The organism is Streptomyces sp. NBC_00193 (genome assembly GCF_026342735.1).
Taxonomy (GTDB): domain Bacteria; phylum Actinomycetota; class Actinomycetes; order Streptomycetales; family Streptomycetaceae; genus Streptomyces; species Streptomyces stoeckheimensis.
The window spans coordinates 3,488,403-3,509,106 of record NZ_JAPEMM010000001.1; the positions used below are offsets into that span (position 1 = coordinate 3,488,403).

A 20,704-nucleotide genomic window follows, 5' to 3' on the forward strand; every position below is an offset into this window, starting at 1 on the left:
CTGCTGCTTCACTCAAACGGCCTGTCTGCGTGCAGGTTTTCCCCGGGTGGGGTGAGCCGCCCCCGGACGCGTGCGCGAAGCCCGTACGCACCCCGCAGGGGCGTACGGGACCCGGCGCTCCTGTTGCGCTCCGTGGAACCCCTTCGCACGGTGGGTAAGGAAGCGGATCGCTCGGGTCCGCTTCTGAGCGACCACCAGAAGGAACACCCATGCACCGCACCAAGGCCTCCCGCATCCGCGTCCTCGTCCCGTCGGCCCTGGCGGTCGTCATACTCACCGGCGCGGCAGCTCCCGCGGGCGCCGCAGAAGGTGCCGGTGCCGCCGCGAACCGGGTGGCGGCAGCCCAGGAGGAGATCAACGAGAGGGTGGCGGCGGCGGGTCCCGTCGAAGACGCCCTCGCCGCGGTCTCCAAGATCCTGGCGGACCTGACCAAGAGCCTGGGCACCCTGCTGCCGGGGATCAAGATCCCCGAGATCAAACTGCCCGCGCTCCCGGCCCTGCCGCAGATCCCCGCGCTCCCGGCCCTGCCTGAGATCCCTGCGATCCCGGGGCTCCCCGACCTGCAGCTCCCTGCAATTCCGGAGATCCCCGACATCCCGATCCCCGACGTCCCGATCCCCGACATCCCGGCGGTCCCGGTCTCCGATCCCGCGGCTCCGCCCGCGAGTTCGGTGCCCGCCGCGCCGGCGGTGCCCGGGACGCCGACGGGCCTCGTCCCGCAGATCCCGTCGTTCGCCCAGTTCCTTCCCTAGGAACCGGGGACGGGGCCGGGACGAGACCCGGATCCGTACACGGACCCGCACGCGGTTACGACTATTGGGCTGAACAGGTCTGATCGCGTGCGGAACCGTGTCGTCTGGGATGGTGGACCGTTTCGCTCGATGTGAGCCCCGGAATCGGGGCAGAACATCGAAGAGAAGGTGCACTTCCCATGAACACTGCCAAGAAGGCCGCCCTGGTCCTGGCCACCGCTGGTCTCGCTGCGGCCGGTGCCGCCGGCTCCGCAATGGCCGACTCCAAGGCTGAGGGCGCGGCCGTGGGTTCCCCCGGTGTCCTCTCGGGCAACCTGGGACAGGTCCCGGTCCACGTCCCGGTCAACGTCTGCGGCAACTCCGTGAACGTGATCGGCGCGCTGAACCCGGCGTTCGGCAACGTCTGCGTCAACGACTGACGTTCGACACAACACGTGACTGTGGGCGCCACCGGCGAGGCCGGGGGCGCCCACAGTCATGTCGGCGGGAGAACGGGCCGGGCCCGTCAGTGCTTGGGGCCGCCGCCGTTGAGCTTCACTCCGCCGAGCAGCGGGGAGGCCTGGGTAGCCCCGTTGGCGAGGTGCATGACCTCGGCCGGAGCATCGTTCTTGACCTCGTTGACCTTCTGGACGGTGGTCACGACCTTCTGGACGCTCTCGCCCTGCTCGGCCAGTCCGTTGCCCACGGTCTGGGGCAGCGCCGCCGATACCGGGTTCACCGAGTCGGTGACTGCCGTCAGCCCGCTCGTCAGGCTCATGGGGACGGCCGGCGCCTCGGTGGCGGCGAAGGCGGGGGAGGCGGCGCCGAGGGCGGCGACGGAGCCGGCGACGACTGCGGCGACCTTCGAGAGCTTCATTATCAAAATCCTTTTCTAGGGGTGCCCAGTGGCGACCGTCGCGCCACTTTCGACCTGGTTAACGATTCCCCGGCGCCGCGGAAACGCGGAACCGAACACGGCAACGGCCGGAGAATCCGACAAGGGACTCTCCGGCCGATATTTCTTCCGATTACCGTTATTGCCGTCAGGCGGCGTTACGGGACCTGCGGTACAGAATCGCGCCGCCCAGGATCAGGGCCGAGGCCAGCGCTGCCGCGGCGCCGGGCTGGCCGGCACCGGTCGCGGCCAGCTCCTGCCGCGCGGGGCCCGCGGGGACCGCCGCGACGGGAACGGCCTCGGGCGCGGGTGCCGGAGCCGGCGCGGGAACCGGGGCCGGGGCGGGTGCCGGGGCGGGCAGCGGTGCCGGGGGGAGCGGGACGGGCAGGTCACCGGCGGGGGCCGCCGGCGGCTGGTCGGCCGGGGGCACTACCGGCGCCGGGTGCTCCACGACCTGGCTGCCGTGCGGGGGCATCGGCGCGGGGGCTTCCTGCACGACGGGCGCCGGAGCGGGGAGCGTGTGCGGAGCCTCCTCCACTACGGGAGCGGGCCCGGGGGCCGGCGCCGGAAGCGGCTGCGGGGCCTCCTCGACCGGTGCGGGAGCCGGTGCCGGCGCCGGTACGGGCTCGGGCTGCGGCGCGGGTGCCTGCACTACGGGAGCGGGCGCGGGAGCCGGTGCGGGCGCCGGGTGCTCCGCCTCGGGAGCAGGCGTGGGCAGCGGCTTCGGCGCGGGGGGCGCGTGCTGCGGGGCCGGGGGGTGCTCGGCGTGCTGCTCCGGCGGGTGCTGCGGCCGCGGCTCGGGCTTCTCCGGGGCGGGGTGGTCGTCGCACTCCTCCTCGCCGGGGCCGCCGGACTCCCCGTAGCCGCCCTGCTGCCCGGGTCCGTGGTCCTCGTGGCCGCCCTGCTGCCCGGGTCCGTCGTCTCCGTGGCCGCCCTGCTGCTCGGGTCCGCGGTCGCCGTAGCCGCCCTGCTCGTGCCGGTCCTCGCGGTCCTCGCGCCGGTCGTCCCGGTCGTGCTGGTCGACGTACCGGCGGACCTGCTCCGCCTGCTGCGGGCTGAGGTAGCGCTCGTAGTCGTGTCCGCCGTCGGAGCCGGTCGTGGTGGCGCAGTTGTTGCCCATGGCGGGGTTGAGGCCCGCTCCGGCGTCCACGGTGTTGCCGCACACGTTCGGCGAGAAGGTGATCGGTACCGAGACGCTGTTGCCGGCCAGCACGCCCGGCGAATGGGAGGCCTCGGCCATCGCCCCGGGTTGTGCGTAGGCCGCGCCGGTCGCGATCGACAGCAGACTGGACGCGGCGGCCGCGGTGAGCACCCCCTTGCCCAGTACCTGTCGGCTCAGTACCTGTCGCATGGGTCCTTCCCTGTCTACCGGCCCTGCGGCCGGTGGTGAATCGAAGGTGGCCTCGGAGTGCACCGCCGTGCACTCCGAGGCCACCCCGAGGAGGTCTGCCCTTGCGGGCACAGGCGCTTCGTCAGGCGTTGACGCAGGTGTTGCCGAACGAGGGGTTCAGCAGCGCGATCACGTTGACGGTGTTGCCGCAGACGTTGACCGGGACGTGCACCGGGACCTGGAGCACGTTGCCGGACAGGACGCCCGGGGAGCCGACGGCCTTGCCGTCCGCCGCCGCGTCGGCCATGGCGGGGGAGGCGGCACCGGCTGCCATCAGAATGCCGGCGGCCAGCACCACTGCCTTCTTGTACGTCATTTGTTTTCGTTTCCTTCCCGCAGAGGTCTATCCGCTGCAGAAATAACAACGAGTGGGTCCGGGAAAAGAAACCGGGGATTTTCGCGCGCTTCCGGCCAATTCACTCAGATGCCCGTGCGTCCTGAATTGTGGCCGGATTGTTCGGTTTGCTTCATGGTCCCTATTCGGGTCCCGACATGCGGCGGGGCCGCCGCGACCCGAAGGTGCGACGGCCCCACTGGTGCGGTGCTGTGTCGACTGGCGCGGCGCTGGTCAGCTGCCGGCGGAGGCGTTGCCGGACAGGACCGGGATGTTGCTGAGGATGTGCGAGAGAGCCTCGTCGCCCTTGGCCTGGGTGGAGTTCTCGGTGCACTGCTGGTTCTGCGGGCTGGACAGGACGGGGATGTCCTGGACGCCGACGTTGACCAGAGCCAGGACGGACTGGACGTTGGCCTTGGCGGGCAGAGCGATGCAGGGCTTGTTGAACGAGCCCTGGATGAGGGCCATCTGCGGGCTCATGTTGCCGTACGTGGCCTGGTTGCCGTAGATCTGCGAGGCCCCGTTGCCGTTCACGGTGTTGATGCCGTGGTCATTGCCGATGGCCATGGCCTGCGGGGCCATGGCGGCACCCAGACCGACGAACGAGGCGGCAACCGCTGCGCCGGCCGCAAACTTCTTGATCATGATGGTCCCTTTTTTGCAGGATTGCCCGGTACTCAAGCACTCGGATCAACGGCGCTACCGCGGTTTGGGTTGCGTGTCTTCACTCGGATGCCGAAGTTTCGGACCGCACGGTTGACGTCAGGCGTTGACGCAGGTGGTGCCGAACGCGGGGTTCAGCAGGGCGATCACGTTCACGGTGTTGCCGCACACGTTCACCGGGACGTCGACCGGGACCTGGAGCAGGTTGCCGCTCAGGACGCCGGGGGACTCGCCGGTGAAGCCGTTCGCCGTCGCGCCGTCGCCGCCGTGCGCGGAGGCGAGGCCCGCGCCGCCCATCAGCAGCGCCGCGCTCGCGACCGCCAGGGTGGTGCCGCGCATCAGCCTCTTCTTCATCTCCGTTTTTCCTTTCGGGTCGAACAATGGTGCAACCCATAACGACGCGCCCGTCTCCAGGGTGCGTGCTATCGCCCAAAAGGCCGTATGAGCGAGTCCGGCGTGATTTCCCTCCTGATTTCTGACAAAGTTCACTCCTGTTTTGTCCCCTTGATCGAAAATGGAGACAGGGTCATGGGTTCCTCCCGCAGAATCCTCGGCACGCTCGGTCTGCTGTCCTGCCTCACACTTTCGGTGAACGTGCCCTTTGCCGGTACGGCTGCCGGGGCCGCCGCCCCGCCGGGTGCGCGGAGTCCGCTGGTCAAGGAAGCACCTCGGGTGCCTTTCGCTCAGCGTTACCAAGCCGTGCAGCACGGCGGCCTGGTCCGGGCCTCGAACTCGTCCATCGGATGCCGCAAGGAGGAGTCCGAGCAGGCCGAGCCGTGTGCCGCGGTCAACAAGGGCGCGGCCGGGACCAACGGCGACTACGAGATGTTCTACGACGAGGTCGACAAGGACCCGGACACCTACAACTCCACCCGGGCCGAGCTCAAGGTCCCGGCGGGCGCGAAGGTCTCGTACGCCCGGCTGTACTGGGGCGGGAACCTGCGGGTCGGCGAGCAGAAGCCGCCGGAGGACAACGGCCGGGTGCTCGTTGCCGAGCCGGGCGGCGCGTACAAGGAAGTGCTGGCCGACACGGTGATCGGGCACCGCAGCGACGCGGCCGGCGATGCCTACCAGGCATCCGCCGACGTGACCCCGCTGGTCCGCAAGGGCGGTGCCGGGATGTGGACGGTGGCCCAGCTGAACATCGCCATGGGGCACTCGGACATGGGTGCCTGGGGCGGCTGGACGCTGGTGGTGGCCTACGAGCACCCGCAGGAGCCGGTGCGCAGGGTCTCGATCTGGGACGGCTTCGAAGGGCTGGCCGCGGGGGCCGGTGACGGGACGGTGGACCTCACCGGTCTGGACGCAGCGCCCGGCGCGCAGGGGCGGGTCGGCGTGGTCGCGTACGACGGGGACCGCGGAACGCTCGGTGATTCACTCACGGTGACTGCCGACAGTGGGCGCCGGATCAGTCTCAGTGACGGAGAAAATCCTTTTAATGATGTTATGAATTCCACGATCACGGAATTCGGAGATCACTCGTTCGTGCGACAGCCCGAACATATGAATAACCTCGGATATGACGCGGACGTGTTCGATCTGAGCCCCGCCCTGTCCGGTGGCGCCCGCAGCCTGACCTTCGGGTTCACGGGCGAAAAGCAGGGTCATTTCCTCGGTGTGCTCTTCGTTCAGACAGACGCGCGCCGCTGAACGCAGGAGACCACTCCACGTGCCGACGCAGCCTTCTTCACCCTCTCCTTCTCCTTCCCCCTCTCCTGACCGGCCTCCGGTCGTCCTCCACCTCGTCCAGCCGGTCGAGGGCGGGGTCGCCCGCGTCGTCGTCGACCTCGTCCGCGCCCAGTCCGCGGCCGGCCTGCGGACCTACGTCGGCTGCCCGCGCGGCGGACAGCTCGCGGACGCCGCCCGCGAGGCCGGGGCCGAGGTGCTCACCTGGCGTGCCGGGCGTGCTCCCGGGCCGGGCCTGGCCGCCGAAGTGCTCGGCGCGCGCCGCCTGATCGGACGCGTCCGGCCCGACCTCCTGCACGCCCACAGCGCCAAGGCCGGACTCGCCGGGCGGCTCGCCGTGCGCGGGGCCGTCCCGACCGTCTTCCAGCCGCACGCCTGGTCCTTCGACGCCGTGGGCGGGGCCACCGCCGCGCTCGCGCTGCGCTGGGAACGCTTCGGGGCCCGTTGGGCCGACCGGGTGCTCTGCGTCAGCGAGGCCGAACGCCGCACCGGCGAGTCCGAGGGGATCGCCGCCCACTGGTCGGTGATCCGCAACGGCGTCGACCTCGCCCACTTCCGCCCCGGCGGCCCGGACCCCGTCCAGGACAAGGCCCGGGCGCGCGCCGAACTCCCGCTGCCCACCGCCTTCCAGGGCGACGGGCCGCTCGCCGTCTGCGTCGGCCGGCTCTGCCAGCAGAAGGGGCAGGACGTCCTGCTGCGTGCCTGGCCGGAGCTGCTCGGAGCCGTTCCCGGGGCCCGCCTCGTGCTCGTCGGGGACGGCCCGGACATGGAACGGCTGTGCCGCGGGGCACCGCCCTCGGTCCACTTCGCGGGGGCCGCCTTCGACATCCGGCCGTGGCTTCGGGCCGCCGATCTCGTTGTACTGCCGTCGCGGTGGGAAGGCATGGCGCTCGCCCCGCTCGAAGCCATGGCCTGTGGCCGCCCGGTCCTGGTCTCCGACGTCAGCGGTGCCAGGGAGAGCCTCCCGCCCGGCCAGGGACGGCTGTGCCTGGTGGAACCGGAGGACCCGACGGCGCTGGCCAAGGCCCTGGGCGGGCTGCTCGCCGAGCCGCGGCTGCTCGCCGCACTCGGGGAGCAGGCGGAGCGGCACGCGCGGATGGAATTCGACGTGCGGCGCACCACGGACGCGGTCACCGGTCTGTATCACGAACTGCTGGGCAGGCCCCGGCCCTTGAACCAGGAGCGCATCAGCCGATGACGATGGACAGCGCACCCGCCCGGCACACCGGGCAGGACGGCACGGGGCCCGCCGGCGGCATCACCGGCATCACCGGCAGGACCACGACGACGACCACGACCACGAGTACGGCCGCGAACGCCAGTACGGCCATGAGCGCGAGCGCCGCCGCCGTGCGCCGTTCCGTGACCGCCATCCACCCCCCGCGCGGCCCCAAGGCCGACCGGGCCCGGGCCGCCGTACGGCCCGAGCGGGTGCGCCGCCGGGACGGGATCGCCCCGCTGCTGGCCGCCGACGCGTTCGCCGCCACGGCGGCGGTGGCGGCGCTGCCCGGAGCGGAGCTGCCGCTCGGGGCGGCCGCTCCCCTCGCCCTGGCCCTCGTAGCGCTGCACGCGCAGGCCGGGCTGTACCGGCCGCGGCTCGCCCCCTCCGCGCTCCTCGAACTGCCCGCGCTCGCCGGGCGGGCCGCCGCGCTGTGGTGCGGGGCCGCCGCCGTGCTGGCCGCCACCGCCCCGGGTGACGCCCTGGGCTGGAGCGCGCTGCTCGGCGCCGTCTGCGTCCAGGTCGTCCTGGCGTGCGCGGGGCGCGGAGCCGTCAACCAGCTCCGCCGTCGCACCCGCGCCCGCCGCCCCGCCTCCGCCCTGGTCGTCGGACCCGGCGCCGGGGCGAGCGCGGTGGCCGCCGCCCTGCACGGGCGCCCCGAGTACGGCCTGCGGCCCGTCGGGCTCGCGGACACCGGGCCCGCCGAGGAGGCGGCCGCGGGAGTGCCCGTACTCGCCACCCACGAGGACATCCGGCGGGCCGTCATCCAGAACTCCGTCCGGCACGCCGTCTTCACCCGCCCGCCCGAGGCCGACGAGCGCACCGCCTCCCTGGTCCGGCTCTTCCACGACCACGGGTGCCGGCTCTGGCTCGCCGACCCGGCGGGCACCGCCAAGGTCACCGGGATGCGCGTGGCGCAGCCCGCCGACCAGCTGTGGGGGTACGCCGTCCAGCCGCTGCTGCCGCGTCCGGCCCGGCCGGTCGAGCGGTACGCGAAGCGGGTCATCGACTCCTCGCTCGCCGCGATCGCCCTGCTCGCCGCCGCCCCCGTGATGGGCGCCTGCGCGCTCGCCGTACGGATCTCCGACGGGCCGGGGGTGATCTTCCGGCAGGAGCGGGTCGGCCTCTACGGACGCCCCTTCACCCTGCTGAAGTTCCGCACCCTGCGCGCCGACGCCCACGAGTCCGCCACCCGCTGGACGGTGGCCGGCGACTGCCGGATGAGCCCGATCGGCTCCTTCCTGCGCAAGTCCTCGCTGGACGAGCTGCCGCAGCTGTGGAACGTGGTCCGGGGAGACATGAGCCTGGTGGGTCCGCGCCCCGAACGGCCCTTCTTCGTGGCCAAGTTCAGCAGCGTGCACCCGGGGTACGAGGCCCGGCACCGGATGCCCGTAGGCATCACCGGCCTCGCCCAGATCAACGGGCTGCGCGGGGACACCTCCATCGAGGACCGGGCCCGCTTCGACAACCACTACATCGACACCTGGTCGCTGTGGCAGGACCTGTGGATCCTGGCCCGCACCGCGGCCTCCTTCTTCCGCTTCCGGCTGGGGGGCAGCTAAAGCATGAGCCTTGCCGCACCGACGTCACCGACCTCATGGTCCGGCCCGGACACCGCCGACCTGCTGCGACGGCACTGGCCGCTGCTGCCGCTCGCCGCGACCGTACTGGCCCTCCTGATCCCCGTACCGGCGGGTGACGCCTCCGCCTCGGGGAAGGTCGGTCCGGCCGACGCAGCCTCGCTGCTGCTCGTGTTCGTCTGCGGGATCCAGGCCCTGCGGGGCCGGGTCCGGCCGCTGAGCCCGCTGGGCGTGCTCGTCCTCGGCCTGCCGGCCGTCGGGCTCGCCGTCTCGACGGTGACCGCGGGGGACCCGTACGCGGCCCTGCCCGGCTTCGTGCGCTACCTCCAGGTGTTCGTGCTGGTCCCGGCGGCGATCGTGCTGCTGGTGCGGGACGCCTCGGAGTTCCGGCTGGCCGCGGGGTGCTTCGTGGTGCTGGCGCTGGTTCAGGGAGCGGTGGGCGTGGTGCAGTTCGCCACCCACACCGGGGCCTCGTACCAGGGCGAGGACATCCGCGCCGTGGGCACCTTCGGACCCGGGGACGTCATGGGCATGGCCACGGTCGTGGCCTACGGCCTGGTGGTCGCGACGGCCGGTGCGCTCGCGCCGGGGCTGCCGGCGCGGGTCCGGCGGGCCTCGGGCGCGGCGGCGCTGGTCCTGGTGCTCCCGCTGGTGCTGTCCTTCAGCCGGGGCGCGTGGATCGCGACCTTCGCCGCGGCCGGGCTGGTGATGGCCCTCGCCGGGATCAGGCGGGCCCTGAAGGTGCTGCTCGCGCTGGCCGCCGCCGGGGTGGTGCTCGTCGGCGGGTTCGGCGTCGGCTCCGCGATGGTCGCGGAGCGGCTGACCTCGATCACGCAGGTCTCCGACGCCCCCGACCAGTCGGTCACCGACCGCTACACGATGTGGGCCGCGGCCGGGTCGATGTGGCGCGAGCGGCCCGCCGTGGGGGTGGGGCTGAAGGGGTTCCCGGCCAACCGGGACTCGCACTCCGGGCTGGCACTGTCCTCCGGCAGCGACACCGCGGGCGCGGGCCAGGGGTACATCCGCCAGCCGCTGCTGTCCCCGCACAACATGTACCTGCTGGTGCTGAGCGAGCAGGGGCTGACCGGCCTCATCGCCCTGGCGGGCGGCTGGCTGGCCCTGCTGGTGGCGGGCCTGCGGCGCTGCCTGGCGGGACCCTCCGCGGTGCGGGACTGCGGACTGGTCGCCATCGGCCTGCTCGTGTGGCAGCTCACCGACTTCCTCTACGCGGACATCGGCGGCCCGTCGACCGTCCTGACCGGAGTGATCATCGGCCTGGCGGCCTGGTGGGCGCTTCCCTCCGGGGGCGGGACGGGCGCACCTGCCCGGGTCGCGAACCTTGAGGGTGCGGCCGGCCGGTGACGGATACGACGCCCTGGCGGCGGCCCGCAGCCGCGGCGACCGAGGTCGCCGCGGCTGCGGGCCGTCCGCCGCACCCGCCCGTCCCGCCCGTGCCCCCCGGCTCTGCCGGTGCGCCGGCCACGGGCCCGGCCGAGGCCGCCGGCCGCACGGCCGCGTCGGGCGGCCCGCTGTCCGCCGGGCCCGGAGCCGCGCACGTGGGCATTCCCGTCCCCGCCGGCGACGCCGGAGCGGGCCGCGTGGTGGCCACCGGCCGGGCCGGGGCCTTCGGGACCGGGCTCCAGGGGAACGCGTCCCTGGAGGTGGAGCCGCTCACCACGGGAGCGGTGCGCGGGTCCCTGGCGACCGGCACCGGCCGGGACTCCGGCGCCGCTGCGGCGGGCGGGTCCGTACGGACCGGGACCGCTCGGGATGCCGGCGCCACCGCGGCGGGCGGGGTCCTGCGGACCGGGACCCGTCGGGGCGCGGGCGCCGGTGCGGGGCTCGGGGCGGTCGGCGGCGGGCGCCGGAGCGGCGACGGGAAGGCCCCGGGTGACGGGGCCCGGTCGGGGAGCGGCGGGGCGCTCGCCAAGGCGGCCGCCGTGACCGCCGGGCTGACCGCCGCCGGGGCGGTGTTCGGGCTGGTCCGCGACCAGACGATCGCGCACCTCTTCGGAGCCGGGCACGACAGCGACGCCTTCCTCATCGCGTGGACCGTCCCCGAGATGGCCTCGACGCTGCTCATCGAGGACGCTATGGCCCTGCTGATGGTGCCCGCCTTCAGCCACGCCCTGGCCCGCCGGGCCGCCAGCAGGGCCGGGCTCACCCGGCAGGAGGCCCGCGCGCAGGATCCCGTACGGCTGCTCGTGGGCGCCACGCTGCCCCGGCTGCTCGTGCTCCTGGCCGCCGTGGCCTCCGTGCTCATCGTCGCCGCGCCGCTCGTCGTGGGCGTGCTCGCGCCGGGGCTGCCCGACCCCGGGCTCGCCGTCGAATGCACCCGGATGACCGCCCTGACCGTGCTGTCCTTCGGGGTCGCCGGCTACTTCAGCGCCGCCCTCAGGGCGCACCGCTCCTTCGTGCCGCCCGCCGCCATCTACGTGTCGTACAACGTCGGCATCATCGGGACGATGGTCGCCCTGCACGCCCTGTGGGGGGTGCGCGCCGCGGCCGCCGGGGTCGCCGTCGGCGGAGTCCTGATGGCCCTGGTCCAACTGCCCGCCTTCATCCGCAACGTGGGCTTCGGACCGCCCCGCGCCAAGGGCGCACCGCGCTGCCAGCGCGACCGGGACCGGCCGACCCTGATCGCCTTCGGGGTGATCGCCCCGGTCATCTTCTTCGCCGTGTTCCGGCAGTCCCAGGTCCTCGTCGAGCGGTTCCTCGCCGCCTCGCTGCCGCCCGGCGCCATCTCGCACCTCAACTACGCCCAAAAAGTCGCGCAGATGCCGATGGTGCTCTCCCTCATGATCTGCACCGTCACCTTCCCCGTCGTCGCCCAGGCCATGGCCGGCGGGGAGCGGGACAAGGCCCGCAGGAGGGTCGAGCGGGACCTCGCGCTCGCCTCGCTCGCCGTCCTCATGGGCACCGCGCTCGTCATCGGGTACGCCCCCCAGATCATCCAAGTCCTCTTCGAACGCGGGGCGTTCACCCACACCGACACCGAGGCCACCGCCTCCGTGATGCGGGTCTACGGCCTCGGCCTGCTCGGCCACTGCCTCGTCGGGGCGCTCTCGCGGCCCTTCTTCTCCACCGCCCGGCCCACCTGGTTCCCGGCCCTCGCCATGGGCTCCGGACTCCTCGTCAACATCGTCGCCGGAGCCTTCGCCGTCGGCTGGTGGGGGATCTACGGGATCGCCGCCGCCAACGCCGCCGGCATCTCCACCACCGCCGCGCTGCTGCTCACCGGCCTCGGCTCGCGGATCATCGCCATCCAGGTCCGCCGGGTCGCCATCAGCATCGGCCGGCTCTCCGTCGCGGCCCTCGCCGCCTGCGCCACCGGCTGGATCGCCGGGCCGATGATCCCCGACCCGCTGGTCAGCGCCGCCCTCGGCTGCCTGCTGGTCCCGGCCATGTTCGGCGCCACCGGCATGGCCATACGGGCCCTGGAGGTCACCGCCCTGCCGGGCCAGCTCGCCCAGCTCACCGCTCACCTCACCTCCCAGCTCACCCAGAGGTTCCGCAATGTCCGCTGACACCGAAACGGCGCGCCCCGCCGCGGCGGCCCCCGCCCGCCGCACCGGCTCGCCGTGGGTCCTGATGTACCACTCCGTCGCCGAGTTCACCGATCCCGCCGAGGACCCGTACGGCATCACCGTCACCCCGTACGTGCTGGAGGCCCAGCTGCTGTGGCTGCGCTCCCGGGGACTGCGCGGGGTCTCCGTCGGTGAACTGCTGCGCGCCCGCGCCGCCGGACGCGGCGCCGGGCTGGTCGGGCTGACCTTCGACGACGGCTACACCGACTTCCTGACCCGCGCACTGCCGCTGCTGCGCCGCTACGACTGCACCGCCACCCTCTTCGTACTGCCAGGGCGGCTCGGCGTGGACAACGTCTGGGACCCGCTGGGCCCCCGCAAGCCCCTCCTCACCGCCGAGGGCATCCGCGAAGTCGCCGCCGCCGGACAGGAGATCGGCTCGCACGGGCTGCTCCACCAGGACCTCACCGCGGCCCCCGACGACGTACTGCAGCAGGAGCTGCGCGGCAGCCGCGAGCTGATCCGGGAGCTGACCGGGACGCTGCCCGCCGGATTCTGCTACCCCTACGGGCACCTCGACGCCCGGGTCGTCGCCGCGACCCGGGACGCCGGGTACGGCTACGCCTGCGCCATCGACCCCGGCCGCCTCGCCGGACCCCACGCGATGCCCCGTACGCACATCAGCCAGGCCGACGGCGGCCCGCGGCTGCGGATCAAGCAGGTGCGCCACCAGGTGCGGGAGCTGCGCAGGGTGGTGCACCTGTGAGCCCCCGGAAGGTGCTGCACGTCATCACGGGACTCGGCGTCGGCGGCGCCGAGCAGCAACTGCGGCTGCTGCTGCGGCACATGCCGATGCGCTGCGACGTCCTGACGCTGACCAACCCCGGCCCGGTCGCGGAGGGGCTGCGCGCGGACGGGGTCCGCGTCGTGCACCTCGGGATGCGCGGCAACCGCGACCTGGGTGCGGTGCCGAAGCTGGCCACGTTCATCCGGCGGGGCCGCTACGACCTGGTCCACACGCACCTGTACCGGGCCTGCGTGTACGGGCGGCTCGCGGCCCGGCTCGCGGGCGTGCGGGTGAGCGTGGCGACCGAACACTCCCTGGGCGCGGCCGAGATGGAGGGCCGGCCGCTCTCGGGCGGGGTACGGGCCCTGTACCTGGCGAGCGAACGGCTCGGCGCGGCCACGGTGGCCGTATCGGACACGGTGGCGGCCCGCCTGGAGGCCTGGGGGGTGCCGGCCGGGCGGGTGCACGTGGTGCCGAACGGGATCGAAGCCGTGCGGTTCCGCTTCGACGAGGGCGTACGGCGGGCCACCCGGACCCGGACCGGCCTGCCCGAGCGGGCCTTCGTGGTCGGCGGCGTCGGCCGGCTCGTGCCGGGCAAGCGCTTCGACGTCCTGGTCCGGGCGGTCGCGGCGCTGCCCGGCGCGCACCTGCTGCTCGCCGGGGACGGGCCGGAGCGGGCGGCCCTGCGCCGGCTCGCCGCCGAGCTGGGGGCGCAGAGCCGGATCCACCTGCTGGGGGAGCGGGACCCGCTGGGCGACAGCACGGACGGGCGGACCCCCGGGATCCCGGCGCTGCTCGCGGCGATGGACGTGTTCGTGTCCCCCTCGCGCGAGGAGGCCTTCGGGCTGGCGGTGATCGAGGCGCTGGCGGCGGGCCTGCCGGTGCTGCACGTCACCTGCCCGGCGATCGACGACCTGCCCGCGGCGCAGGCGCCGGGGGCGCGGCGGATCGGCACCGGCACGGAGGAGCTCGTCGCGGCCCTGCGGGGGCACATGGAGGCCGGCGCCAAGCGGCTGCCGCCGCCCGGGGTGGTGCGGCGCTACGACATCGCCCGGAGCGCGGGGCAGCTGCTGCACGTGTACGACCACGCGATGGCCGGCTCGCCGGCCGGGGCACGGGGGGTGGTGGCGCTGCCCGGTCCCGGCCGGGGGCCTCGGGCCGTTGACCCGGCGGGTCCGGGTGCGGCGCCGTTGCCGGGGGCCGGCCCCCGGACCCCTGCTCCTCAAACGCCGGAGGGGCTGAGTTTGGCCCGGGAGGGGCTGGATGTGCCTCCGGCGGGGCTGAGTTCGCCCGCCGCCGGTGGCGACATCGGCTGAGCCGACCCCGCAGGGGACCGCACCGGGCCCCGAAGCAAGCACCCGTCCACCAGGAAAGAGGTACGCACATGGCGGACAACGCCGACCAGAAGAAGTCCACCCACCGGCGCCGGGTACGGCTGCTGCCGCCCCCCGCGTGGTGGCCGCTGCCCGCCGCCGCGCTGCTGGGGCTCGCCGCGGGCGGGGCGTACGGGGTGCTCAAGGCGCCCGAGTACGCCGCCACCAGCTACGTCGTCGCGGTCCCCGACGACACCACCGAGCCGGCCACCGCCCTCGGCTTCGCCCAGGCCTACGCCCGCATCGCCACCAGCAGTTCGACCCTCGCGTACGCCCAGCCCCGCGCGGGCATCAGCGTGCAGAAGCTGCGGACCCAGGTCCGCGCCGAGACCTCCCCCGAGTCCCCGATGATCGCCATCACCGGGACCGCGAGGAGCGCGAGCGAAGCCGCCGACATCGCCAACGCGGTCGCCGACGCCCTGTCGCTGAGCAGCAACCAGGCCGCCAAGAACACCGGCGTGCAGCTGCTCCTCTTCAACCAGGCCGTCGCGCCCAGCGACCCCGCCTCCGCGTCCCCCACCCTCAGCGGGGCCGTCGGCCTGTGCGCCGGCGGGCTGCTGGGCGGACTGTGGCTGCTGGCCCGGCCCACCGGTGCCAGGCGGCGCGGCGAGGGTCCCGCCGCGGAGAGCGTCACGGAGACCACCGCGGAGACCGTCGAGGAGTACGCCTCGCTGCCCGCGCAGGGCGAGCCCGCCGCGGCCAAGGAGAAGGAGTCGGTGCGATGACCACCGGCTCCGCCGGGGCCCTGTCGGTGACGCTGTGCCGCGATCCCCGGCAGTTCGCCGCGCTGGAGGAGCCGTGGAACCGGCTCGTCCGCGGCTGTCCCACCGCCACTCCGTTCCAGAGCCACGCCTGGCTGCACTCCTGGTGGCTGTCCTACGGCAAGGACGGCCGGCTCCGCATCGTCCTGGTGCGGCGCGGGGAGGAGCTGGTCGGCGCGGCCGCGCTGATGCTCGTACACCGGCCGCTGCCGCTGCTCGTGCCGCTCGGCGGGGGCATCACCGACTACTTCGACGTGCTGGTGGCCGCGGACCACGCCGACCAGGTCGTCCCGGCCCTGGCCAACGGTCTGCACCGGGCAGCCCGGGGCGCCGTCGTCGACCTGCGCGAGGTGCGGCCCGGAGCCGCCGCCGAGGCGGTGTTCGCGGCCTGGCCCGGGATCGGCAGCAAGCTCACCGACTCCACCTGCATGGAGCTGCCGGCCATGCCCTTCGACGAGCTGGTCAAGCGGATGCCGGCCTCCGGCGCCCAGCGGGTGCGGGCCAAGCTCCGCAAGACCGACGCGGCGGGGATCGAGGAGCACGAGGTCACCGAGCAGGAAGTGCCGCGAGCGGTACGGACCTTGCTGCGGCTGCACGAGAAGCAGTGGCGCGGCCGCGGGGTGACCCCCGAACACCTCAAGCCCCGCTTCGCCGAACACCTGACCCGGGCCACGCGGCGGATGGTGCGCGCCGGGGAGGGGCGGCTGGCCGAGTTCCGGCTCGACGGGAAGGTGGTGGCCGCCAACCTCACCCTGCTCTCGGGCTCGCTCAGCGGCGGGTACCTCTACGGCGCCGACCCCGACCTGCGCGACCGGAAGGTGGACGTGGCCACGCTGCTGCTGCGCTACGAGACCACCCGCGCGCTCGCCGAAGGCCGCCCGGTGGTGAGCTTCCTGCGCGGCAGCGAACCGTACAAGAACCACTGGCGGCCGCGGACGGTGGTCAACCAGCGCTTCCTGCTGGCCACGACCGCGCTCGCGCCCCTGCTGCGACTGCACGAGTCGCAGGTGACGGGGCGCGAGCGGGCGGTGGACGTACTGCGGGAGGCGTTGCCGGCCGCCAGGGACTGGCGGGCGCGGCTCAACGAACTGCGGGTCCGATGACCCGAACGCTCCGCCTAGAAGGGCCAGAAGCCGGTATCCCTGCCCCAGTCGACCTTGATGCAGACCGACTGCTTGCCGACCAGCTTGGAGAGCCATTCGCCGAAGTTGATCGGCACGCACCACTCCGTGCTGTTGACGGGCGGTGTCGTCGGCTTGGGCGGCTGGGACGGCTCGGGATTCGGTACGAGCGGCGAGGGCGACGGGGAGGGGACCTCGGGGCTCGGCTTGGGCACGACCGGGCTCGGGCTGGCGCTCGGGCTCGGGCTCACCGGGACCTCGGGTACGACCGGGCTGACCTCGGGGGACGGGACCAGCGGGCTGGGCTCGACCGGGCTCGGGACGACCGGGCTCGGGACGGCAGGACTGGGGACGGCCGGGCTGGGCTCGACCGGGCTGGGCTCGACCGGGATCTCCGGGCTCGGGACCACGGGCGAGGGCTTGGGCACGACGGGGCTGGGCTCGACCGGGCTCGGCGCGACCGGGCTCGGGAGCTCCGGGCTGGGGAGCACGACCGGCGGGGTGACGACCGGCGTCGGGATCTCCGGCGTGGGGATCTGCGGGGTCGGAATGACCGGCGTGGGCACCACGGGGGTCGGGACGACCGGGGTCGGGATGACCGGGGTCGGGATGACCGGGGTCGGGATGACCGGGGTCGGGATGACCGGGTCGGGCCGCTGCGGGGTCAGCGCCTCGCGGAAGACCTTCGTCGAGGCCGGGTTCTGCTTGCACTGCCAGACGCCGTGCGGGCAGTAGTCGGTGATGGTGTGGTAGAGCGGCTTCTGCTTGTCGATCCACTGCAGCATGCGCCGCACGTACTCCGGGTTGTCCCCGTTGCGGAACAGCCCCCACTCCGGGTACGAGATCTCTTTGCCGTGTGCTCGCGCGAAGTCGACGTGCTGCTGGAGCCCGTACGGCTGGCTGATCTGGTCGTCGAAGGTCCGTCCGGGACCCTGGTCGTACGAATCCATCCCGACGATGTCGACCACGTCGTCGCCCGGGTAGCACTTGGTCCAGCCGATCGCGTCGGTGCCGCGGTTCGGGGTGAAATCGAACTTGAACTTCTGGCCGGGCACGGAGCGCATCGTGTTGACGATGCGCTTCCAGTACGCCTTCCAGTTCTCCGGGTCGGGTCCGCAGCGGTGGGTGTACGTGACCCCGTTCATCTCCCAGCCGAGCACGATCACCGTGTCCGGGACGCCCAGCGCCACCAGTCGTTCGGCGAGCTTCTTGAAGTGCCGGTCGTACTGGCCCTCCGCGCCCGCCCGGATCAGCTGGGCCACCTGGCGGTCGGGGACCCGGTCCTCGTTCCGCTCCTGCATGGGCACGTTGAGGACGAACAGCCGGTCGGTCCGCTGGCGGCGCCACTGCGCCCAGTCGTCCAGGAAGCTGACGTTGCCCTCGATGCCGGCCCACTGGTCACCGGGCAGATAGGTGTGCCCGACCCGGATCTCCTTGCCGCCCAGCCAGTTCGACAGGAACGGGATGCGGGCCACTCCGGGCGGCCCGTAGTCGAGGTAGGCACCCATGGCGATGTCGGACTGCGAGCTCTGCTCCTCGGGGGCCGCGAGGGCGGCCCCGGTGGCGAGCAGTCCGGCCGTCACCGTTCCGATGCAGGTGCTCGCCAGTCGGCGGCGTGGTCTGGGCATGGCGTCTCCCGAGCTTTCCTGAATCGGTGTGCTTACCAAAGACGTTAGGCATCACATCTGACGAATGGCCTGTCCGGTGACCTCTGCATAGGCCATTCGCACCTGCGCACCCTCCCCGCTTGGTCCGACTAGGTGAAAGACACCGTTCCCATGCACGCGCATCCCAGCCAAGTGCCCGCAGTTCTGCTCAGACTCGATCGGAATCCGTTCCACCACGGAACCCTCGGCGCCGTCAGATCCCTTGGGCGCACGGGTGTGGAGGTCCATGCCGTCGTCGAGGCCGGGGGAGGTCCCATGGGGCGTTCGCGCTACCTGCGTGCCGTGCATCCCGGACCGTCCGGCGGACTCGACCCCGAGGCGCCCGAAGCGCTGCTGGAGTGCCTGACCGGGGTCTCCGAACAGATCGGCCGCCCGGCGGTGCTCATCGCCATGGACGACCTCAGCGCGATCGCGGTGTCGCGGGTCGCACCGATGCTGACGGACCGTTTCCGGATCCCCCATCAGCCCGACGACCTGCCGGCGCGGGTGGCCGACAAGGCCGAGCTGTCGCGGCTCTGCGCCCGGTGGGACGTACCGCACCCGGAGACCGTGATCCCGGCGAGCGGGTCCGAGGCGGCGGAGGCCGCGTGGCGGCTGGGGCTCCCGGTGATCGCCAAGTGGAGCAGGCCGTGGCTGCTGCCCTCCGGCACGGGCCTGCGCAGCACCACCCTGCTCCACGCGGCCGCCGAGGCGCGGCGGCTGTACGAGCGCTCGGACGAGGCGGGGAGCCGGCTGCTGCTCCAGCGGTTCCTGCCGGCCGGGCCGGACACCGACTGGTTCTTCCACGGCGCGTTCGCCCGGGGCGGGCGTCCGCTGATCACCGGGTCGGGGCGCAAGGAGATGTCCTGGCCGGTGCGGACGGGGCTGACGGCGGTCGGGCGGTGGCTGCCGGACCCGGCGGTGGAGGAGGCGGGGCTGCGGCTCGCCGAGCGGCTGGGCTACCAGGGGATCCTGGACCTGGACTTCCGCCGGGACGAGCAGGGCGTCTTCCGCCTGGTGGACTTCAACCCGCGTCCGGGGGCGCAGTTCAGGCTCTTCACGGACGCGGGCGGCCTGGACGTGGTCCAGGCGATGTACCTGGACCTGACGGGCCAGCGGGTCCCGGAACCGTCCGGCGGACCGGGCCGGGTGTTCGTGGCGGAGAACTACGCCCTGCTCGCGGCGGTGCGCGGACGCTCGCTCCCGCGCCGTCCCCCGGCACCGCCCTCCGGGGCGGGCGCCGCGGCCGCCCCCGCGCGACGGGGCCGGGAGCGGGGGCAGGTGGAGGCGGCGTGGTTCGCGGCCGACGACCCGATGCCGTTCCTGGCGATGCTCGCCGCCTTCCTGGGGCGGGGCGCGTTCAAGGGCTTGCGGGTGCTGCGCGGGGTCCCCGCGCAGGGCCGCCGGACGGCCCGGGCGGTGGTCCGGGCCCCGCACCAGCGGGGCCGGCAGCTGCCCCCGCCCGCCGCGGCCGGGGCCCCGGGTGGATCCGCCGGATCGGCCGCATCGGCCGGATCCGGCACCCGGTCCGCCCCGCCGGAGGCCCCGGCGGAGCCGGACGAGCTCGTGACGCGGTGACGTCGTGACGCGGTGACGCGGTGACCTCGTAAGACGGCGAAGCCCTAGGGCTGCAGGGCGTCGCGGGGCGCAGGTGGCAGTGGACGAACCATGAGGCTGGAGGGACTGCGGTGACACGGATGGACGACCTCGTGGTGGTCGGAGCGGGGCCCTACGGGCTCTCGATCGCGGCCCACGCGGCCGGTGCGGGGCTCGACGTGCGGATCCTCGGACGGCCCATGGCCTCCTGGCGGGACCACATGCCCGAGGGCATGTACCTCAAGTCGGAGCCGTGGTCCTCCAACCTGTCGGCGCCCGGCGGGCGTTACACGCTGGCCGAGTACTGCGCGGGCCGCGGGATCGCCGCCGAACACGGAACTCCGCTGCCCATCGGGACGTTCAGCGCGTACGGGCTCTGGTTCGCCCGGCACGCGACACCCCCGGTGGAGGAGGCGACCGTCACCGAAGTCACCCCGCAGGGCGGGGGTTTCCTGATCCGCACCGCCGAAGGGCCGCCGCTGCTCGCGCGGACGGTCGCGCTGGCCGTGGGCGTGATGCCGTTCGTCCGGTACCCCGAGGCGCTACGGGAGCTGCCCGCGGCCCACTACTCGCACAGCAGCGGCCACCGCGACCTGACCCGCTTCGCCGGCCGCGAGGTCGCCGTGCTCGGCGCCGGGCAGGCGGCCCTGGAGACCGCGGCCCTGCTCGCGGAGAACGGGGCCCGGCCGTGCCTCGTGGCCCGGCGCTCCCGGCTCAACTGGAACACCGTCCCGCAGCCGCTGCGGCGCCACCCGCTGCGCGCCCTGCGCGATCCGCACAGCGGGCTCGGCACGGGCTGGCGCAGCTGGGCCTGGTCGGAGCTGCCCTGGGCGGTGCGCCGGCTGCCCGCGCCCACCCGGGAGCGGATCGCGGCGACCGCGCTGGGCCCGGCCGGGGCCTGGTGGCTGCGGGAGCGCTTCGAGCGGCGGGTCCCCGTGCTGCTCGGGCACCGGTTGCAGCGTGCGGTCCCGGTGGGCGGGCGGACCCGGCTGGGGCTGTCCACCGCCGCCGGGGAGTCCGTCGTCCTGGACACCGCGCACGTGATCGCGGCGACCGGCTTCACCCCGGACCTGGCCCGGCTGGAGCTGCTCGACGCGGGGCTGCGGGCCGCGCTGGTCACCGTAGGGGAGAGCGGGACGCCGGAGCTGAGTCCCGGCTTCGAGTCCTCGTGGCCGGGGCTGTTCTTCGCGGGGCTGCTGACCGCTCCCTCATTCGGCCCTTCCATGCGATTCGTGCACGGTGCCGGCTTCACGGCGGGGAGACTGGTGTCAGGAGTCCGCAAGCGTCTGGGGGCCCGGGGCCCGCTGACGGGTTCCACCGGTGCGCCCCGGGCCGACCGGGCTCCCGCTGCCGGGCACAGAGCGTGAGAGCCAGTCACCACACGTGAGAGGTGTC

Annotated in this window: 20 protein-coding genes; 13 read left to right on the forward strand and 7 right to left on the reverse strand. The window is 73.7% G+C overall.

The features are described from left to right. Positions 1 to 209: 209 nt before the first annotated feature. Both OG898_RS15555 and OG898_RS15560 read left to right on the forward strand, forming a co-directional pair. Complete coding sequence (locus OG898_RS15555) at positions 210 to 752, forward strand: hypothetical protein (RefSeq protein ID WP_266957481.1); 543 nt, start codon at positions 210 to 212, stop codon at positions 750 to 752. A 179-nt stretch (positions 753 to 931) separates the two neighbouring features. After that, on the forward strand, positions 932 to 1,171 hold the full coding sequence (locus OG898_RS15560; protein ID WP_250737633.1) for a chaplin: 240 nt from the start codon (positions 932 to 934) through the stop codon (positions 1,169 to 1,171). 86 nt (positions 1,172 to 1,257) lie between these two features. Here the strand turns inward: OG898_RS15560 and OG898_RS15565 are convergent, their stop codons facing one another. The 5 genes from OG898_RS15565 to OG898_RS15585 all read right to left on the reverse strand — a co-directional run bounded on the left by OG898_RS15565 (position 1,258) and on the right by OG898_RS15585 (position 4,367). Beyond that, a complete protein-coding gene (locus OG898_RS15565) occupies positions 1,258 to 1,608 on the reverse strand; it encodes a hypothetical protein (RefSeq protein WP_250737632.1) in 351 nt (116 codons plus the stop codon). 166 nt (positions 1,609 to 1,774) lie between these two features. Continuing rightward, on the reverse strand, positions 1,775 to 2,977 hold the full coding sequence (locus OG898_RS15570; RefSeq protein ID WP_266957484.1) for a chaplin: 1,203 nt from the start codon (positions 2,975 to 2,977) through the stop codon (positions 1,775 to 1,777). A gap of 121 nt (positions 2,978 to 3,098) precedes the next feature. Further along, complete coding sequence (locus OG898_RS15575; protein WP_250737630.1) at positions 3,099 to 3,332, reverse strand: chaplin; 234 nt, start codon at positions 3,330 to 3,332, stop codon at positions 3,099 to 3,101. A gap of 252 nt (positions 3,333 to 3,584) precedes the next feature. Further along, positions 3,585 to 3,995: a rodlin gene (locus tag OG898_RS15580; protein WP_112451357.1), complete on the reverse strand. Its 411-nt coding sequence runs from the start codon at positions 3,993 to 3,995 to the stop codon at positions 3,585 to 3,587. Positions 3,996 to 4,112: 117 nt separating this feature from the next. Beyond that, positions 4,113 to 4,367, reverse strand: coding sequence for a chaplin (locus tag OG898_RS15585; protein ID WP_250737628.1), 255 nt, complete (start codon positions 4,365 to 4,367; stop codon positions 4,113 to 4,115). 87 nt (positions 4,368 to 4,454) lie between these two features. On the opposite strand from OG898_RS15585, the gene OG898_RS15590 reads away from it, so the two are divergent. Next, on the forward strand, positions 4,455 to 5,663 hold the full coding sequence (locus tag OG898_RS15590; protein WP_266957488.1) for a DUF3344 domain-containing protein: 1,209 nt from the start codon (positions 4,455 to 4,457) through the stop codon (positions 5,661 to 5,663). Between the two features lie 19 nt (positions 5,664 to 5,682). Further along, positions 5,683 to 6,897 (forward strand): glycosyltransferase, encoded by a 1,215-nt coding sequence (locus tag OG898_RS15595; protein WP_266957490.1) that lies wholly within the window; start codon positions 5,683 to 5,685, stop codon positions 6,895 to 6,897. Here the strand turns inward: OG898_RS15595 and OG898_RS15600 are convergent. Next, on the reverse strand, positions 6,887 to 7,072 hold the full coding sequence (locus tag OG898_RS15600) for a hypothetical protein (protein ID WP_266960493.1): 186 nt from the start codon (positions 7,070 to 7,072) through the stop codon (positions 6,887 to 6,889). The two genes, OG898_RS15595 and OG898_RS15600, sit on opposite strands and share 11 nt — an antisense overlap. On the opposite strand from OG898_RS15600, the gene OG898_RS15605 reads away from it, so the two are divergent. The 7 genes from OG898_RS15605 to OG898_RS15635 all read left to right on the forward strand — a co-directional run bounded on the left by OG898_RS15605 (position 7,029) and on the right by OG898_RS15635 (position 16,049). After that, positions 7,029 to 8,480 (forward strand): exopolysaccharide biosynthesis polyprenyl glycosylphosphotransferase, encoded by a 1,452-nt coding sequence (locus OG898_RS15605; protein ID WP_266960259.1) that lies wholly within the window; start codon positions 7,029 to 7,031, stop codon positions 8,478 to 8,480. The genes OG898_RS15600 and OG898_RS15605 overlap by 44 nt on opposite strands. Positions 8,481 to 8,483: 3 nt before the next feature. Then, complete coding sequence (locus OG898_RS15610) at positions 8,484 to 9,860, forward strand: O-antigen ligase (RefSeq protein WP_266957492.1); 1,377 nt, start codon at positions 8,484 to 8,486, stop codon at positions 9,858 to 9,860. Next, the gene (gene murJ, locus OG898_RS15615) at positions 9,857 to 12,025 is read left to right on the forward strand and encodes a murein biosynthesis integral membrane protein MurJ (RefSeq protein ID WP_266957494.1); all 2,169 of its coding nucleotides are present in this window, start codon (positions 9,857 to 9,859) and stop codon (positions 12,023 to 12,025) included. Before OG898_RS15610 ends, murJ begins: the two co-directional genes overlap by 4 nt. Then, on the forward strand, positions 12,015 to 12,791 hold the full coding sequence (locus OG898_RS15620; RefSeq protein ID WP_250737623.1) for a polysaccharide deacetylase family protein: 777 nt from the start codon (positions 12,015 to 12,017) through the stop codon (positions 12,789 to 12,791). Before murJ ends, OG898_RS15620 begins: the two co-directional genes overlap by 11 nt. Continuing rightward, the gene (locus tag OG898_RS15625) at positions 12,788 to 14,128 is read left to right on the forward strand and encodes a glycosyltransferase (protein ID WP_266957496.1); all 1,341 of its coding nucleotides are present in this window, start codon (positions 12,788 to 12,790) and stop codon (positions 14,126 to 14,128) included. Before OG898_RS15620 ends, OG898_RS15625 begins: the two co-directional genes overlap by 4 nt. A 68-nt stretch (positions 14,129 to 14,196) precedes the next feature. Further along, the gene (locus OG898_RS15630) at positions 14,197 to 14,910 is read left to right on the forward strand and encodes a lipopolysaccharide biosynthesis protein (RefSeq protein WP_250737621.1); all 714 of its coding nucleotides are present in this window, start codon (positions 14,197 to 14,199) and stop codon (positions 14,908 to 14,910) included. Then, positions 14,907 to 16,049, forward strand: a complete 1,143-nt coding sequence (locus OG898_RS15635) for a GNAT family N-acetyltransferase (RefSeq protein ID WP_250737620.1) — start codon at positions 14,907 to 14,909, stop codon at positions 16,047 to 16,049. The genes OG898_RS15630 and OG898_RS15635 overlap by 4 nt, the downstream gene beginning before the upstream one ends. Positions 16,050 to 16,063: 14 nt before the next feature. Here the strand turns inward: OG898_RS15635 and OG898_RS36260 are convergent, their stop codons facing one another. Continuing rightward, a complete protein-coding gene (locus OG898_RS36260) occupies positions 16,064 to 17,695 on the reverse strand; it encodes a glycosyl hydrolase (protein ID WP_323184856.1) in 1,632 nt (543 codons plus the stop codon). Between the two features lie 294 nt (positions 17,696 to 17,989). Here OG898_RS36260 and OG898_RS15645 point away from each other — a divergent pair, with 294 nt between their 5' ends. Both OG898_RS15645 and OG898_RS15650 read left to right on the forward strand, forming a co-directional pair. Then, positions 17,990 to 19,291, forward strand: a complete 1,302-nt coding sequence (locus OG898_RS15645; protein WP_323184857.1) for an ATP-grasp domain-containing protein — start codon at positions 17,990 to 17,992, stop codon at positions 19,289 to 19,291. Between the two features lie 119 nt (positions 19,292 to 19,410). Then, the gene (locus OG898_RS15650) at positions 19,411 to 20,676 is read left to right on the forward strand and encodes an NAD(P)-binding domain-containing protein (protein WP_266960261.1); all 1,266 of its coding nucleotides are present in this window, start codon (positions 19,411 to 19,413) and stop codon (positions 20,674 to 20,676) included. The last annotated feature ends 28 nt before the right edge of the window (positions 20,677 to 20,704 follow it).

Bases quoted from the DNA above. Each gene is read 5' to 3' on its own strand.
- OG898_RS15555 (WP_266957481.1), top strand. From the start codon at position 210: ATGCACCGCACCAAGGCCTCCCGCATCCGCGTCCTCGTCCCGTCGGCC.
- OG898_RS15560 (WP_250737633.1), top strand. From the start codon at position 932: ATGAACACTGCCAAGAAGGCCGCCCTGGTCCTGGCCACCGCTGGTCTC.
- OG898_RS15565 (WP_250737632.1), bottom strand. From the start codon at position 1,608: ATGAAGCTCTCGAAGGTCGCCGCAGTCGTCGCCGGCTCCGTCGCCGCC.
- OG898_RS15570 (WP_266957484.1), bottom strand. From the start codon at position 2,977: ATGCGACAGGTACTGAGCCGACAGGTACTGGGCAAGGGGGTGCTCACC.
- OG898_RS15575 (WP_250737630.1), bottom strand. From the start codon at position 3,332: ATGACGTACAAGAAGGCAGTGGTGCTGGCCGCCGGCATTCTGATGGCA.
- OG898_RS15580 (WP_112451357.1), bottom strand. From the start codon at position 3,995: ATGATCAAGAAGTTTGCGGCCGGCGCAGCGGTTGCCGCCTCGTTCGTC.
- OG898_RS15585 (WP_250737628.1), bottom strand. From the start codon at position 4,367: ATGAAGAAGAGGCTGATGCGCGGCACCACCCTGGCGGTCGCGAGCGCG.
- OG898_RS15590 (WP_266957488.1), top strand. From the start codon at position 4,455: ATGAGCGAGTCCGGCGTGATTTCCCTCCTGATTTCTGACAAAGTTCAC.
- OG898_RS15605 (WP_266960259.1), top strand. From the start codon at position 7,029: ATGAGCGCGAGCGCCGCCGCCGTGCGCCGTTCCGTGACCGCCATCCAC.
- OG898_RS15600 (WP_266960493.1), bottom strand. From the start codon at position 7,072: ATGGCGGTCACGGAACGGCGCACGGCGGCGGCGCTCGCGCTCATGGCC.
- OG898_RS15610 (WP_266957492.1), top strand. From the start codon at position 8,484: ATGAGCCTTGCCGCACCGACGTCACCGACCTCATGGTCCGGCCCGGAC.
- OG898_RS15620 (WP_250737623.1), top strand. From the start codon at position 12,015: ATGTCCGCTGACACCGAAACGGCGCGCCCCGCCGCGGCGGCCCCCGCC.
- OG898_RS15630 (WP_250737621.1), top strand. From the start codon at position 14,197: ATGGCGGACAACGCCGACCAGAAGAAGTCCACCCACCGGCGCCGGGTA.
- OG898_RS15635 (WP_250737620.1), top strand. From the start codon at position 14,907: ATGACCACCGGCTCCGCCGGGGCCCTGTCGGTGACGCTGTGCCGCGAT.
- OG898_RS36260 (WP_323184856.1), bottom strand. From the start codon at position 17,695: ATGCCCAGACCACGCCGCCGACTGGCGAGCACCTGCATCGGAACGGTG.
- OG898_RS15645 (WP_323184857.1), top strand. From the start codon at position 17,990: ATGGGGCGTTCGCGCTACCTGCGTGCCGTGCATCCCGGACCGTCCGGC.
- OG898_RS15650 (WP_266960261.1), top strand. From the start codon at position 19,411: ATGGACGACCTCGTGGTGGTCGGAGCGGGGCCCTACGGGCTCTCGATC.